Origin of the sequence: Acinetobacter sp. 809848 (assembly GCF_000581275.1) — a bacterium.
Taxonomy (GTDB): Bacteria; Pseudomonadota; Gammaproteobacteria; order Pseudomonadales; family Moraxellaceae; genus Acinetobacter; species Acinetobacter pittii.
Genome location: NZ_JEXG01000010.1, coordinates 1 through 15726, shown reverse-complemented (window position 1 = coordinate 15726; position 15726 = coordinate 1). Strand labels below are relative to the sequence as shown.

Sequence of the window (15726 nt, the reverse complement as noted above, 5' to 3'; positions counted from 1 at the left end):
AAAAAAAACGCCAAATTTACCAAGTAATAAAAACTATTTAATTACTAGGCCAAAAAGTGTATATCAGAGCTAATCAAATAATTTAATAGTGGTTACCACTCAATCAACATTAAAATAAATAACTCGTTATAATCCAGCCCAAAATCTGATAGACATTATCTTCCGATGCTGACCCAATCATCTTTCTGGCGTAGTCTTTACCGCTTAATTCATATTTATGCCGGTATTTTTATTGCACCATTTATCTTGTTCGCAGCAATCACTGGTTTACTCTATGCCATTACGCCACAACTCGAACAATCTATGTATAAAGATGTTCTGTACGTTGAGCAACTGAATCAAACACCACATAAGCTGAGCCAGCAAATTGAAGCTGCAAAGCAAGTAATGCCTAAGTCTGCACAGGTGATTGAAGTTAGACCAGCCCCAAGCACTGATCAAACAACTCGTGTAATTTTTTCAGACCCTATCCACGATTTTACAAGTGAAGCCGTTTTTATTGATCCTTTTACACTTAAAACCAAAGGCCATCTAGCGGTTTATGGTACCAGTGGGGTTCTGCCATTTCGAACTACGCTCGACCAGTTACATAGCAATTTATTACTAGGAAAATGGGGGCGTTTTTATAGTGAACTTGCTGCAAGCTGGTTAGCAATTTTGATTTTAACCGGACTTTATAATTGGTGGAAGCGCCGTCAAAATCTTAAAATCAGGCAAACACAAAAAAATAGATTATTAAGATGGCATAGCACGTTGGGTTTAACTTTATTTCCACTTTTATTATTAATTGCCATTACGGGTCTTACATGGTCTGAGTGGGCTGGAGATAATATTCGAGTTGCTCGTCAGTGGTTTAACTGGCAAACACCAACATTAGCAACTTCCCTTCAAACAGATAATTTACCTACAGTGATGCACCATGAACATCACGAAATGCCTCATAGTGAAAATCTTAATTTAAATATTGTCTCAAGTGAGTACGATACTGCTCTTTCAATCGCCAGAGCACATGGTATTGATGCAGCACAGATACAAATCAAACCACCGACTAGTGGAAATCAAGCTTGGACTGTAGCCGAAATTCAGCGTAAATGGCCAACTCAAGCAGACAGTATCGCCATTGATATGGAACAACACAAAGTCATCGATCAACTTGCGTTTAAAGACTACTCGTTAGTGGCAAAACTCACTCGTTGGGGAGTTGATGCGCATATTGGGGTTTTATTTGGCTGGATAAATCAATTGGTACTGGCACTTTATGCCTTTCTACTGTGTATTATGATTATTTATGCATATAGGGCTGCGTTTAAAAACTCGAATTTAAAACTCATGACAACTCACTTCGTTGGTCAAAGCCTATTAATTTGGAACCGCGCAACTGGCTCACAAAAAACATCGTTAATATTGGGGGGACTCGTGTTAGGTCTCAGCTTACCTGTTTTTGGTTTTAGTATTTTATTTACGCTGTTTATCTTTACTATGCGTAAATACATCCCGTCTAAATCATAACACCCGTATTCGTTCTCACCTCATATGTTGTGCATACTAACAGTATGCACAACCGCCGAAATAAGCTCTAAATTAATCTTCCGATAATGTTTTCATATCAATCACAAAACGATACTTCACATCGCTCTTTAACATACGCTCAAAAGCTCCGTTAATATTTTTCATATCAATCATCTCAACTTCGGAAACAATATTATGCTCACCACAAAAATCGAGGAGCTCTTGTGTTTCATTAATTCCACCAATGACCGACCCTGCAATTGATTTTCTTCCTAAAATCATAGGTACTGAATTTGCACTGATTTCACCTAAGTATCCAACTAACACAATGGTTCCATTTAAAGCTAAAGTTGGAATATAAGGCTTTAAATCATGGTCATAAGGCACAGTATCAACGATTAGATCAAATTGATTTAATACTGATTTCATTTGAGCGTCATCTGTTGATAACACAACATGATGTGCGCCAAGTTGTTTTGCATCCTGTTCTTTGTTTGCTGAGCGGGTAAATAATGTCACTTCAGCGCCTAGAGCATTGGCAAGTTTAATTGCCATGTGCCCTAAACCACCTAACCCCACTACAGCGACTTTACTACCCTTGCCAACATTCCAGTGACGCAGCGGCGACCAAGTGGTAATGCCAGCACAAAGCAGTGGTGGCACAGCTTGAGCATCCAGATTTTCAGGTACTTTTAATACAAAATCTTGGCTACAGGTAATGCTTTGTGAATATCCACCATAAGTTGGGCGTTGGTCATGGCGATCTACGCCGCCATAAGTCTGGATGTTACCTTCTTCACAATATTGCTCTAACCCTGAATGACAAGCAGAACAAGTACGGCATGAGTCGACCATACAGCCAATGCCCACTAAATCACCCACTTTATACTTTGTGACTTTAGGTCCGATTGAAGTGACACGCCCGACAATTTCATGGCCCGGAACTAATGGATAAGCACTAAATCCCCAATCATTTTTAGCTTGGTGTAGATCGGAATGGCAAACACCACAATATTCAATTTGAATAACAACATCATCTTCACGTGGAGTTCTACGCTCAAATTTAAACGGAACTAAAGGAGTATCTGATGACAGCGCGGCATAACCTAAAACTTCAGTTGTCATATTTTTTCTCTCGTGTTTAATGTTTAAATAGAAATGATTCCTTCACTGGATATTCATTAATGGCTATTGATTTTGAAAACCCATGAATACGTTTTGGAAACGGTGATCCAGCAGAATTGAATCGATCAGTTTTTGCCATGTTCCTCAGTATAAAAATGAAAGTTGTAGAGTGTTGTTCTATTCCTCTCACAGATTTGCCTAATCCTCCGAATTGTTGTACTTCTCACTATTTTTCTTATTTGAAATGCCTACAATAAAAACACAGAGGGTAATCGGTAGAATCTGAATGGCGAATAGGTCTCTAGACACTAATCAAGAATTAGCTCAACTAGTCGATCAATGGACCCGAGAAAAAGGTACATTCGAAACGCCTATTATGGGTCTGACTTTATATCGTGCAGAGACATTGACCCAACCAAGTAGCAGCATGATGGATGCCAGTCTATGTATGATTGCTCAAGGGAAAAAACAGGTAATTCTTAGCGAAGAAACCTATATTTACGACTCTAACCATTTCCTTTTTACTGCAATTGATTTGCCTGTAATTGCTCAGGTTCTTGAAGCTTCAGTTGAACGACCTTATCTTTCAATCGTGTTACGCCTAGACCCGTATGTACTCGCCCAAATCATGCTTGAGGCGCATATTCCTTTTAAAGATGTAAATACTGAGAAAAAAGGAATGGCGGTTGGAGTAGTCAATTCAGAGCTGAATGATGCGTTTATACGGTTAATAAAACTACTAGATACGCCACAAGACATTCCCATCTTGTCTCCTCTTATTATTAAAGAAATTTTTTATCGTTTATTGATGAGCCCACAAGGCGATCGACTTAAACGTATTGTAGCGGCAGGCACTACAGGTCATCGAATTGTGAAGGCGATTGAATGGCTGAAAACAAATTTTGCAAAATCATTTAGTGTTGAAGAACTGGCAAGCACAATGGGGATGAGCGTATCAAGTTTTCATCAACATTTTAGGGATATAACCTCAATGAGTCCCCTACAATATCAAAAGAGAATGAGATTGACCGAAGCACGGCGTTTATTAATGACCGAAGAATATGATATTTCATCTACCAGTATGCAAGTCGGTTATGAAAGTTTGTCGCAATTTTCCAGAGAGTATAAACGTTTTTTTGGGGTTTCTCCGTCAGTAGATATTAAGAATATATAAGAAACACCCTGAATATTGAGGGCTTTTTTATTTATCAGTTTTAACTGAGGAATAATATTCACAGCACTTGGATCTTTTTGTCCTAGAGTGATTTTAAATACTTTTTTTAATATTTATATTTTTTAAAAATAAATCAACCGCATACTCAACCCAAGTACTAATTTCATTCTCTGATATTAAATAATCAGGATGCGTCAAACATTTTAGATGAGCATCACTTCTTAATAACGATAAAAATATATTCGCAGCAACTTCTGAAGAAGAGCTTAATTCAATTTCGCCCTGTCTAACGGATTTTTCTAGATATCCTGCAATGATATTTGCCAGACGCTTTGGACCCAATTCAAAGAATTTTTCAGATAACTCAGGGAATCTTACAGCTTCTGCAATACAGACCCTAAAAAAAGCCAAACCTGAATGCGATAATATAAAACACAGATAGGTCTTCCCAATTTCAGTTAGTGCTGAGCGTAAATTGTCGGCTTTTGTCTCAACTAAAATAATTTGTTTTTGCATGTTGGTACATTGACGTTCAATCACCGCTGCAAACATCGCTTCTTTATTCTTATAGCAACCATACATTGTTGCTTTTGAAACCCCCGCTTCCTTTTGAATCATGTCTGTCGTTGTGCCACTAAAGCCGTGGATCAAAAAAAACTTTGTTGCTGCATCCAAAATTTTTTGATCTTTTTCATGAGCTTTTGTTGAACCAGACATATTGACCTTATAAAAATTTTAGCGATTTCGCTCTAAGTGTAACTCATCGAAAAGTTCAAAATCGAGAATTGACGGAAATTTAATTAAAGAGTAGAGTACCGATCGGTACAGTACAGTAAATATCTACTCCGTGCAATGAATTGATGTTTAAGATTTAAGGTAAAAGATGAATACAAAGCCACTCATCGGTTTAGCAGGTGCAATATTTGCTGCAATGACTGTTGAATTTAATAACCGAATTACCAGCATTACTTTAGTCGACATTCGAGGTGCAATGGGCATTAGTGTCGACTCGGGTTATTGGGTTAACAGTATTTACGCAAGTGCAATGATTATTGGAATGATCCTGTCTACGAGTTGGGCAGTCATTTTTTCTATGCGCAGAGTTCTGCTTTTTGCCATAGGACTTTGCCTTTTTTCTAGCGTTTTAATTCCTTTTAGTCCAAATATCGAAATCTTTTATCTATTACGTGGTTTACAAGGGCTCGCCAATGGTTTAACCATTCCTTTGCTCATGGCCTGTGCGCTTAGATTTTTAGGACCTGACATTCGGCTATGGGGTCTCGCCTGCTATGCATTAACTGCGACGTTCTTTCCCAACTTAAGTGCTGCACTCTCAGCTTTTTATTTAGATGTAATTGGCTGGAAAATGATATTTTTCCAAACCATTCCTTTTTGTGCGCTAAGCGCTGCATTGGTGTATTTTGGGATTCCCCAAGATCCTCTTAATTATTCAAGAATAAAAACTTACGATTGGATGGGTGCCATTTTAGCAATTATTAGCTTAGCAAGCCTGAGCACCATGTTGTTGCATGGCAATCATTTAGATTGGTTCCATTCCCAATTAATTTGTGTATTGGCCTTAATCGGTGCCATCACTTTACCTTGGTTTTTCATACATGAATGGCGCTATCCAAGCCCATTAATTAAACCGCAAATGCTTGAAATCCGAAATTTTGCTTATGCTGTTTTCGCACTCTTTTGCTTTGTCATTATTGGTATGTCCACCAGCACATTACCACTCAATTACTTAAGTGCTGTGCATGGCTATAAACCCACTCAGACCATGTGGATTGGCTTACAAATTGCGGCATTGCAATTTATCTATATTCCTATTGTTGTGAAGCTTTTAAATCAAGCTTGGGTGGATAGCCGATATGTACACGGATTTGGTTTACTTCTGGTCATTGCGGGTTGCCTAGGTGCAAGTCAACTTGATACCACATGGAATCAAGACCAATTTTATTTTTGGCATGCAATCTCATGTCTAGGCCAAACCTGTGTCGTGCTCTCGCTCTTAATGATGGGTACAAACAGTGTTCACCCAACCATGGCAATTTATGCATCCCCTATGATTAATACCCCGCGTGCTATTAGCGGTGTACTGGGTGTTTGTATTTTGGACTGGGTCAATCGATTACGCGGTGAATACCATTCAACACGACTGATTGAAAATACTGCTCAACATGTTTTCCAAAATATTCAAGGCCCTGTTATTAACCCACTTACTCCACCTGTGCTCACCGCAAATGGTGCAGACCGTGTTTCAGGTGGTTTATCTGCCCTAAATTCTGCGATTCAAGCGCAACAATCAGTTTTAGTTATTAGCGATCAATATCTCATCTTAGCTGGCCTTACCGCTATTTTGTTTATCGTGATGTTGATTTTGCCAGTTCGAACTTATCCGCCACGTATTGCTCTCATTAAGTTAATGAATAGTCATAACTCAGGAAAATCTTTATGAGTACTCTCGAAGCCCAAGACACCACCCATACCGAACCACCCAAGTTAACCAAGGTGCAATTTCTCAAAAAGCATTGGGTTATGGCTATTGCGTTTATTATTGTCTTAGCATCTATTTTATGGGTTTTAAAACTTATATTTTTACCCTCTTCGGTTGTTGAAACAGACGATGCACGTGTAGATGTAGAGTATTCAACTATTGCCCCTAAGGTATCTGGCAATATTGAGGAAATTTATATTAAAGATCATCAGACCGTAAAAAAAGGCCAACTTTTAGCAAGGATTGATGCACGTGATTATCAAGCTGCTTTGGCTGAAGCTGAATCTAATTATGCAAAAGCGCAAGCTGACCTGAGTGAAGCAATGCTCGCAGTGGATAGACAACCCACTGTTATTCGAGAAACTGAAGCACAGCTGAGAAAAGTAGAAGCGGGAATTAAACTCACAAAAGATAATACGGCGCGTTATGAGCAACTACAGGCACTTGGAGCGGAATCTAGATTAATTACACAGCAATCTAAGACTACTTTGACTGAACAATATGCTGACTTAGACAGCAGTAAAGAAAAAGTGATTGATGCACAGTTTCAGCTCAACCAATACAAGATTCAGGTACAAGCCAAACAAGCAGCCCTTAAACAAGCCCAAGCGGCGCTTGATAAAGCAAAACTGAATTTGAGCTATACAGAGGTTCGTGCACCTATTGACGGAATGATTGGTCAAAAGTCAGCTAATGTAGGTAACTTTGTGAGTGCTGGTAATCCACTCATGGTGGTTGTTCCTTTAGATCAGGTTTATGTTGAAGCCAACTTCCGTGAAATTGAATTAAAAAAGATCAAGATTGGACAACCAGTTAATGTCTATGTAGATGCTTATAACGTTGAATTAAAAGGTGTGGTAGACAGCTTTTCTCCTTCTACTGGCGCATTTTTTTCTCCGATCTCGGCGACTAATGCGACTGGTAACTTTACCAAGATTGTTCAGCGCCTTCCTTTACGAATTAAGCTTATTGAAAATCAAAAAGACGTTAAATTATTACGCCCAGGTTTATCGGTTTTAGTCTCTATTGATACGACTACTAAATAGTTCGTCTAAATCTTGGAATATGAGAGAAAAAAGAGACCATTTATGGTCTCTTTTTTTAATTAATCCAAATTCATGGCAACCGCTCTGGTTGCTTTACGCTTTCGCGTGACGAACAACCCACAAACAACCACAAACGAAGTTACACCTAAAGATAAAGTCGTTTCATAACTATATGCTGGCGAGAAGAACATATAAGCCAACACACTTAAAATAATAATAATCACAAACCAAGTCAGCCATGGGAATAACCACATTTTAAATGGTATTTCCGCTCCAGCTGCCTCGAGCTTATGTCTTAAACGTAGTTGTGAAAACGCAATAACTAAGTACACCAGTAAAGCAATTGACCCTGTGCTTGAAAGCAATAAGCCAAATACTTTTCCAGGGAATACATAGTTAATTACACAACACACTAAACCAATAAAAGTTGAAGAAAATACTGCAATTGCAGGTACACCCGCATAATTGATTTTAGTTACGGCTTGTGGCGCTTCACTACGAGTACCCAAACGAAATAACATACGAGAAGACGTATAAATTGCGGCATTCATACAACTCGCAACGGCGATAAATACGACCGTATCAATGATGAGTTTAGTGCCCGGTACGTTCAAGCTCATTAAAACGTATTGGAATGTCCCGTACTTCTGTAAATCTGGTGAACGCCAATCGACAAGTGAAACAGCAATAAACATCGAAACTACAAAGAAAAGAATAATACGGTACAACACCAAATTAGTGGCGCGTCTGATTTTCTGTTTAGGATTTGATGATTCAGCTGCTGCAATTGAGACAATTTCTACACCAAAGAATGAAAATGCCGTAATTAAAATTGCCGATAAAATGCCTCCCATACCGTGCGGCATAAAACCGGCGTTATTATATAAATTGGCAACACCGCTAACATTTTTAGCTAAAGGCCAAATACCTGAAATTGCCAAAATACCAATAATAATGAAACCGATAATGGCCACCACTTTGACCAAAGAAAACCAGAACTCAAACTCACCAAAACTTTTGGTACTAAAAAAGTTAGCTAAGCTTAAGAACACAATAAAGCAGAATGCATAGATAGAAACTGAAATGTTCGGGAACCATGAATGTAAAATTTCAGCACCTGCAATGGCTTCTACAGGAATCGCAAGCACCCAAAACCACCAATATAACCAACCAATGGTAAAGCCTGCCCAAGGGCCAATCGCTTTACGGGCATATGTAGAAAATGAACCAGTGTCTGGCTCTAAAACGGCCATTTCACCCAACATTCGCATCACCAGAAATACCATAATGCTGGTAATCAGGTATGCAAGAATCACCGCGGGGCCGGCCTTAGCAATTGCAGAAGATGAACCGACAAATAATCCTGCACCAATAACACCGCCAATACTAATCATTGTGATATGGCGATTTGAAAGTCCTTCGCCTAATTTTTTTGTTGTATCATTATTCATATTTCAATCCTTAAAAATATATTTATAAAAACAATCTATTACATGTTTAAAATCCTACGGTAATGAAAAAGGGAAAACTTAATGTTTTCCCCTTGTTGCAATAATTAATTTAAAGTTGGCATTGAAAATTGTTTTGCTTCACGGACCTGAGCAGACGGCCAACGTTGCGTAATGGTTTTACGGCGTGTGTAGAAACGGACACCATCTGGACCATAAGCATGTAAATCACCGAATAATGAACGCTTCCAACCACCAAAGCTATGGTAAGCAACAGGTACCGGTAAAGGCACATTAATACCGACCATACCGACTTGAATATGGCTACTAAAATAGCGTGCTGCTTCCCCATCACGGGTATAGATACAAGTACCATTACCATATTCGTGTTCATTAATGAGTTGCATGGCTTCTTGCATAGTATTCACACGCATAACTTGCAGTACAGGACCAAAAATCTCTTGTTGGTAGCTGGTCATATTTGGTGTGACTTGGTCAATTAAAGTGGGCCCCACAAAGAAACCTTTTTCGTAGCCTGCCGGTTTTGCATCACGGCCATCTACTACAATTTTTGCGCCTTGCTGTTCTGCACTTTGAATATAGGCTTGTACCTTGTCTTTATGTGCTTGAGTAATCAATGGGCCAAAATCATTGCTTGCATCTGCATAGTTACCAAACTTCAACTTTTTCATTTCTTGAGTCAGCTTATCAATCACGACATCGGCAACTTCATCACCAATGGCTACTGCTACTGACAATGCCATACAACGTTCACCTGAAGAACCAAAAGCTGCGCCTAACAATGAAGCTACTACGTTATCAATATCGGCATCAGGCATGATAATCGCGTGGTTTTTTGCCCCACCTAATGCTTGGCAACGTTTGCCCGTGGATGTTGCAGTACGGTAAATATATTCAGCAATTGGTGTTGAACCCACAAAGCTAACCGCCTGAATACGAGGATGATGCAATAAGGCATCTACTGCTTCCTTGTCACCATTCACCACATTAAATACGCCGTCAGGTAAACCCGCTTGTTTTAATAATTCTGCAAGGTATAAAACCACAGAAGGCGCTTTTTCAGAAGGTTTTAAAATAAAGCAGTTACCGCAGACCAGTGCCATTGGGAACATCCACAACGCCACCATGGCTGGGAAGTTAAACGGTGTAATTCCAGCCACAACACCTAAAGGTTGGAACTCGCTCCATGAGTCGATATCTGGACCGACATTTTTTGAATATTCCCCTTTTAAAAGCTCTGGTGCACCGCAAGCGTATTCAACATTTTCAATACCACGTTGCAGCTCACCTTGAGCATCATGAGAAATTTTACCGTGCTCTTGCCCAATCAAAGCGCAAATCTTTTCAGCATTTTGTTCTAATAATTGTTTGAACTTAAACATGACACGCGCACGTTTAATGACTGGTGTATCTCGCCATGCAGGAAATGCTTGCTCGGCTACCTGAACTGCTTCATTTACCGTTTGAGCATCTGCAATTTCGACTTCTTTACTAATTTCACCCGTCGCAGGATTGTAAACTGGCTGTTTTCTTGCCGTTTTAGATACAATTCTTCCTTGAATGAAATGCCCTAGCACTTTTTTGGCTTGTTCACTATGCGTACTATTTTCAGTTGAAACTTCTTCATAGCTAAAATCTTCTAGGCCATTTGTCATTGTTGTTACTCCTTACTACAATTAATTTTCAGATCAAACTGTATTTTTCATTTAGTTTTTAAAGAGCATCTATAAGACTTTACCGATGCTCTTAAAATGTCTATAAGCCTTAATTCACTTGATAAAGTGCATCGCCAACGGCATTCAATAAGCGGTCAATATCTGCTTCTGTACTGTTAAACATTGGACCGAACTGGAGCGTGTCGCCTCCAAAGCGAACATAGAATCCTTCTTTCCAAAGTTTCATACCAATCTCGAAGCCTCGGATTGTGGCATCACCATCACGCGGAGCTAACTGCAACGCACCAATCAAACCACAGTTACGAATATCCAATATGTGCGGCGCGCCTTTTAAACCATGCAGCATTTTTTCAAAACTTGGTGCTAACGCCGCAGATTGAGCTAACAGGTTTTTCTTTTCTAAAACTTCAAGCGCAGCTAAAGCAGCCGCACAAGCAACCGGATGCGCCGAATAGGTATAACCGTGAGTAAATTCAATGGCATGTTCGGGTAGGTCCTGCTGCATAAAGGCAGAATAAATTTCATGGCTTGCCACCACTCCACCTAAAGGAATAGCACCATTGGTCACCTGTTTCGCAAAATTCAAAATATCTGGTGTTACCCCAAAGTATTCTGCCCCTGTCCACGTTCCTAAACGCCCAAAACCTGTAATCACCTCATCAAAAATTAACAAGATGTCATGCTGATCACAGATCTCTCTTAAACGTTGTAAATAGCCCGTTGGCGGTACAATACAACCTGCTGAACCGGAAATAGGCTCCACAATGACAGCTGCAATATTTGAAGCATCATGTAGCTCAATTAACTTAAGCATTTCATTGGCAAGTTCTACCCCACCTGTTTCTGCACAGCCTTTGGTAAAATTTAAATTCGGCTGTAAGGTATGCGGTAAATGGTCTACATCCATAAGCTGACCAAACATTTTACGGTTGCCACCAATACCGCCTAAACTTGTTCCAGCAACGTTTACACCATGATAGCCACGGGCACGACCAATCAATTTAGTTTTGCTTGGTTTACCTTTAATACGCCAATAAGCTCGTGCCATTTTAATAGCGGTATCTGCCGACTCTGAACCCGAGTTGGTAAAGAAAACATGTTGTAGTTTTTCAGGCATATGCTGAACAATTTTATCTGCCAACTTAAAAGATAATGGATGACCAAACTGAAACGCTGGTGAGTAGTCGAGCTGACCTAATTGATTACTCACCGCTTGTTGAATTTCAGGCAAGGTATGACCAGCACCACAAGTCCATAGGCCTGAGAGTGAGTCGTAAATTTCACGGCCCGAATCATCAATTAGGTATGATCCTTTTGCGCCCACAATCATGCGCGGGTCTTTGGCAAAGTTTCGATTTGCAGAGAAAGGCATCCAGTGTGCCTGATAATTTATGTGCATATTATTATTAGGTTGAACCGCATCCAAAGTATGCTCTGAGTCGCTGAATTTATCCGTATCAAACATAACCATTCCTGTTTATTTTCAAATTATGGTTTGAGTGTACATAGCGTGATAAGTTTGATAAATTCAAATTATCTTGAGTTTAGATTTAAAAAAACAAAACTAAATGAAACCCAAAAAATTAAATCAAGTCACTGATTTTGATATTAAATTACTTAAAATATTTAAAACGGTTTGCGACTGTCATAGTTTTACATCTGCAGAAAGCATTCTTGGCATTAGCCGTTCTGCAATCAGTTTGCATATGAGTGATTTAGAAAATCGTTTAGGCATTCGTCTATGTCAGCGAGGCCGTGCCGGATTTGCCCTGACCGATGAAGGACGGGAAATTTTAGAATATATCGAAGTGCTTACGGCAGCCATTGAAGACTTCCGCTCTAAAGTCAACCAAATGCATAACCGCCTTAAGGGTGAGTTTAATATCGGCATTATTAACAATCTTGTGACTATGCCTAGAGGCTATATTACTAATACGTTGACTCAACTTGCCGAGGAACATGCCGAAGTGATTATTAACATTAGTATGAGTACTCTGTCAGATATTGAATGCCGTGTGCTCGATAACCGTTTGCACGCAGGCGTTATCCCCCTTGTGACGCCATTGTCTGGTCTAGACTATTTCGATTTATATAGCGAGAGTTCATTTTTATATTGCGGCAAAAATCATCCGTTGTTCAGCCAGTGCAGCAACATGAATCTAGATGAGTTGAAAATATGGCAAGCAATCCTTCCTAATTATGCCATCACACCAGAAGCGGCAAAGTTGCATCAGCTTTTAGACTGTAAGGCGACAGCAAGTGACCGTGAAGGCATCGCATTTCTGATTTTAACTGGAAAATTCTTGGGTTTTTTACCAGATCACTATGCAAAAAAATGGGTTGAAGATGGTTTTATGCAAGCTGTTTCAAAGGAAAAAATGCATTACAGCACACCTATTTGTTTAATTACTCACAAAGGCAAAAACCACAATATTATTTTAAAAACCTTTATGGAAATGCTTGAGAAGCGGATCGTTGCGGGTTAAAAATCTTTATATTAATAGAGCTGTTCTATTATTCATGGAAGTATAAAATAGTAACTAATTAAGAATAAGTTACTATTTTATAGGATGAAGCCCATTTTAAATGGGCTTCATGTAATTAATTTTCTTTGAGTAATGAGCTAAATATATTTAAGAGTTTAATTCCAAGTGACGAGATTTTAAGTTAATATCGCCATCAAAATATTTACCAGACAATAATTTAATTTTGAAGAAAATCATAAAAAATTTAAATTTAGCCTTTTAGCCTCGGCTTCATCACCATACCACCACACCGCTTTATCTTTGACTTTAGCTGACCTCTCTTCATCAACACCATAATATTCCTCTGGATATTTTGGATAAGAACTACCATCTTCAAATCTAGTTAATGTAGTCGTGTGTACAAATAAATCATAAGTTTGTTGATGACAATTTGGACACGCAGGTAATGATCTCAAAAACCTTTTTAGATTATCTTGAATATATTCACGATAAATAGGCCCGCTATCTGGAATATTTTTAGGTTTTGTCTCATTTAAAATAGGATCGCTACGTCCTGTTATCCATAGAATAGTATGACAATTCGCACATTGCGCACCCAATGGTTCTGCTCTTTCATATTCATTCACTCCGTACTGCAGACCATTCTGTTGATATCCATTCAAATAATAAGGTACTACAGCTATTTCACTAGCTGCTACTTGGTGTAAACTTCTCATTGTATTTGCTCCTTATTTCTTTAAAATCGGCTTATCAAGCACTGGTTTAATCTTAGCAGCATCATAACGCCCCCCAAATAACACTACAGCACGGTTATTGTTTGAACCTGTATTACGGCTACTATTATAGATAATACCTGTGTAACCTTTGTCATAGGCTTGGTTCGCAATTCTATTTGTATACGCATATATAGCTTCTTTTTTAGCCTTTTCTGCATTTGAATAACCATCTGGCGCAATTTCAGTTAGTTTTTTTTGATCAATCCCCATTTGTTTCAATATTTTAGGATCGGTTAAATCTAGCATATTCTTAACCTCAACCTGTCCCACAAATAAAGACTTTCCATTTACAGCCTGTCTCACTTCGAAATAAGATGTAGCAATGTTTTCACCAAAATAGATATCACCACCTGTAGATCTATGATTAAAATCTGAGAATCTATAAAGCGCACGGGGATTTGTACTCAAGGGAGTAAATTGAGGATCATATATTTTATGTCCATCTAAATTGACTGCAATACCTTTATCCGAAATAATTATTGGATCTTTTAAAACTTTGTAGCCAACTTTTGCTGCTACTTTTTCTGTCAGGATCACTCCACCTTTAGCAAGACTAGCGCCACCAGCGAATAAACTCGCTACATCAGCTGTAAGTTTGCCCGCTTCTAAACCTGCATTATATGAGCCTTTAATACCAGCTTTTTCATATTCTGATTCAAGCTTATTAATACGGTTCGTATAATCTTGTTTAATAGCATCACTAATATTACCTAGAGCGTTTTCACTATTGATAACTTCTTTGATTGCTTTATAGGTTTGTATTGGGCTAAGAGCCATTTTTGCCAAACCCACTACCGACTCAGCAACAGAGGTCGGAATACCTACTGCAAAGCCTGCTGCATAATTTGCATCTTGTCCTGCACTAATTGCAGCCCATTTAACAACTACTCCACCACAAGTAAGAACATTACAATCTTTAAGTTCTTGACTCTTTTGCTTCTCTTGCACATGGTTCAAATAATTATTGCTAACGGCTGTATCTGCTGCATTTGCAGCAGCAGTCACATCATATCCTACATACGCAGCAACCACCCCAGTGGTAAGTTTAGTAATGTTGAGAATTTTTGATTTTTCTGCTTCCGTATATTCAATGCCATTTGCTGGTTTGAACATATTTTCTGCAATGACCTCACCTAAAGCGGCTCCTAGTGCTCGTGACTGACATTCTTTGTCAATCACACCAGTTGCACAACCCGCTGCAGCATGCGCAGCAATAGCAACAACTTTACTCACAAAGGCATTGCTACTCATTCCTAATGTGTCACCAATAGCACCTGCTAATGGTGCTTGCAGTGAGTTTGCCAATCCTGCTAATAAAGCTTTTTCCAGTCCTTCGCTTAGGTTTCTACCATTAACAGCAGAATCTATCAATGTACTGCCAACACCTTGTATCATTCCAGTAGCCATATTATTGGCAATGTCATTCACAATAGCATTACTACTGATATTTAAGTTTGTCGCTACCCCATTCAACAATCCAGCAGTGACTACTGATGCTGCTAAATTCTTAACAGAATCTTTACTTCCTAAATCTTTTAGTGTTTTGCCGATATCTCCACCGTTATTAATTAATCCTACACTTGCTTGAGTTGCTAAACTTGTAATAGCAGCATTTGCCATAGCCCCAAGCGTAGAAACACCTGTAATTGTTGTAACACCTCCCACTGTTGCAGTTGTAACGCCTGCTGAACCAATCATACTTGCGCCCAAACCAACTGTAGTCCCACTTGCTGCTGTTCCTCCAGCCGCACCTGCCGCTGCAGCAGTTCCTGAACCCATCGTAAGAATTGTCACAATAATAACAATAATCGCAGCTCCAGCTGCTGTTAAACCTTGTGATTTATAGTCCCAGTCTTTTTGAGTTAATAGAACTGTTTGCCAATCTACATCTTTTCGGTTTACCAATTCTTTTAAATATTCATTTCCTGGTTTTTTAGATAAGTCAAGAATCGCATCACGTAGCTC

General features: G+C 39.0%; 12 protein-coding genes. 5 read left to right on the top strand and 7 right to left on the bottom strand.

The window, feature by feature from the left end; genetic code table 11:
- Positions 1 to 165 precede the first annotated feature (165 nt).
- Positions 166 to 1509: a PepSY-associated TM helix domain-containing protein gene (locus J536_RS11715; protein ID WP_032062969.1), complete on the top strand. Its 1344-nt coding sequence runs from the start codon at positions 166 to 168 to the stop codon at positions 1507 to 1509.
- 72 nt (positions 1510 to 1581) lie between these two features.
- On the opposite strand, the gene J536_RS11710 is transcribed toward J536_RS11715, so the two are convergent.
- Entirely contained in the window at positions 1582 to 2634 is a 1053-nt protein-coding gene (locus J536_RS11710; RefSeq protein ID WP_032062968.1) for an NAD(P)-dependent alcohol dehydrogenase, read from the bottom strand.
- A gap of 286 nt (positions 2635 to 2920) precedes the next feature.
- Between J536_RS11710 and J536_RS11705 the strand changes: the two genes are divergently transcribed.
- Positions 2921 to 3808 (top strand): AraC family transcriptional regulator, encoded by an 888-nt coding sequence (locus J536_RS11705; protein WP_032062967.1) that lies wholly within the window; start codon positions 2921 to 2923, stop codon positions 3806 to 3808.
- A 93-nt stretch (positions 3809 to 3901) separates the two neighbouring features.
- Here the strand turns inward: J536_RS11705 and J536_RS11700 are convergent, their stop codons facing one another.
- Positions 3902 to 4525, bottom strand: coding sequence for a TetR/AcrR family transcriptional regulator (locus tag J536_RS11700; protein WP_032062966.1), 624 nt, complete (start codon positions 4523 to 4525; stop codon positions 3902 to 3904).
- Positions 4526 to 4691: 166 nt separating this feature from the next.
- Here J536_RS11700 and J536_RS11695 point away from each other — a divergent pair, with 166 nt between their 5' ends.
- Both J536_RS11695 and J536_RS11690 read left to right on the top strand, forming a co-directional pair.
- Positions 4692 to 6269 (top strand): MFS transporter, encoded by a 1578-nt coding sequence (locus tag J536_RS11695; RefSeq protein ID WP_032062965.1) that lies wholly within the window; start codon positions 4692 to 4694, stop codon positions 6267 to 6269.
- Positions 6266 to 7354: an HlyD family secretion protein gene (locus tag J536_RS11690; RefSeq protein ID WP_032062964.1), complete on the top strand. Its 1089-nt coding sequence runs from the start codon at positions 6266 to 6268 to the stop codon at positions 7352 to 7354. The genes J536_RS11695 and J536_RS11690 overlap by 4 nt, the downstream gene beginning before the upstream one ends.
- A gap of 59 nt (positions 7355 to 7413) precedes the next feature.
- Here J536_RS11690 and J536_RS11685 read toward each other — a convergent pair whose 3' ends face one another.
- The 3 genes from J536_RS11685 to J536_RS11675 form a co-directional block, all read right to left on the bottom strand.
- Complete coding sequence (locus J536_RS11685) at positions 7414 to 8805, bottom strand: amino acid permease (protein WP_032062963.1); 1392 nt, start codon at positions 8803 to 8805, stop codon at positions 7414 to 7416.
- A gap of 104 nt (positions 8806 to 8909) precedes the next feature.
- Positions 8910 to 10478: a CoA-acylating methylmalonate-semialdehyde dehydrogenase gene (locus tag J536_RS11680; protein ID WP_032062962.1), complete on the bottom strand. Its 1569-nt coding sequence runs from the start codon at positions 10476 to 10478 to the stop codon at positions 8910 to 8912.
- Positions 10479 to 10587: 109 nt separating this feature from the next.
- Complete coding sequence (locus tag J536_RS11675; protein WP_081404124.1) at positions 10588 to 11970, bottom strand: aspartate aminotransferase family protein; 1383 nt, start codon at positions 11968 to 11970, stop codon at positions 10588 to 10590.
- 97 nt (positions 11971 to 12067) lie between these two features.
- Between J536_RS11675 and J536_RS11670 the strand changes: the two genes are divergently transcribed.
- Positions 12068 to 12985: a LysR family transcriptional regulator gene (locus J536_RS11670; protein WP_032062960.1), complete on the top strand. Its 918-nt coding sequence runs from the start codon at positions 12068 to 12070 to the stop codon at positions 12983 to 12985.
- Between the two features lie 233 nt (positions 12986 to 13218).
- On the opposite strand, the gene J536_RS11665 is transcribed toward J536_RS11670, so the two are convergent.
- Together J536_RS11665 and J536_RS11660 are read right to left on the bottom strand one after the other, a co-directional pair.
- Positions 13219 to 13701 (bottom strand): hypothetical protein, encoded by a 483-nt coding sequence (locus J536_RS11665; protein WP_017385962.1) that lies wholly within the window; start codon positions 13699 to 13701, stop codon positions 13219 to 13221.
- A gap of 12 nt (positions 13702 to 13713) precedes the next feature.
- A partial coding sequence (locus J536_RS11660; protein WP_032062959.1) for a DUF637 domain-containing protein occupies positions 13714 to 15726 on the bottom strand: 2013 nt, incomplete at its 5' end.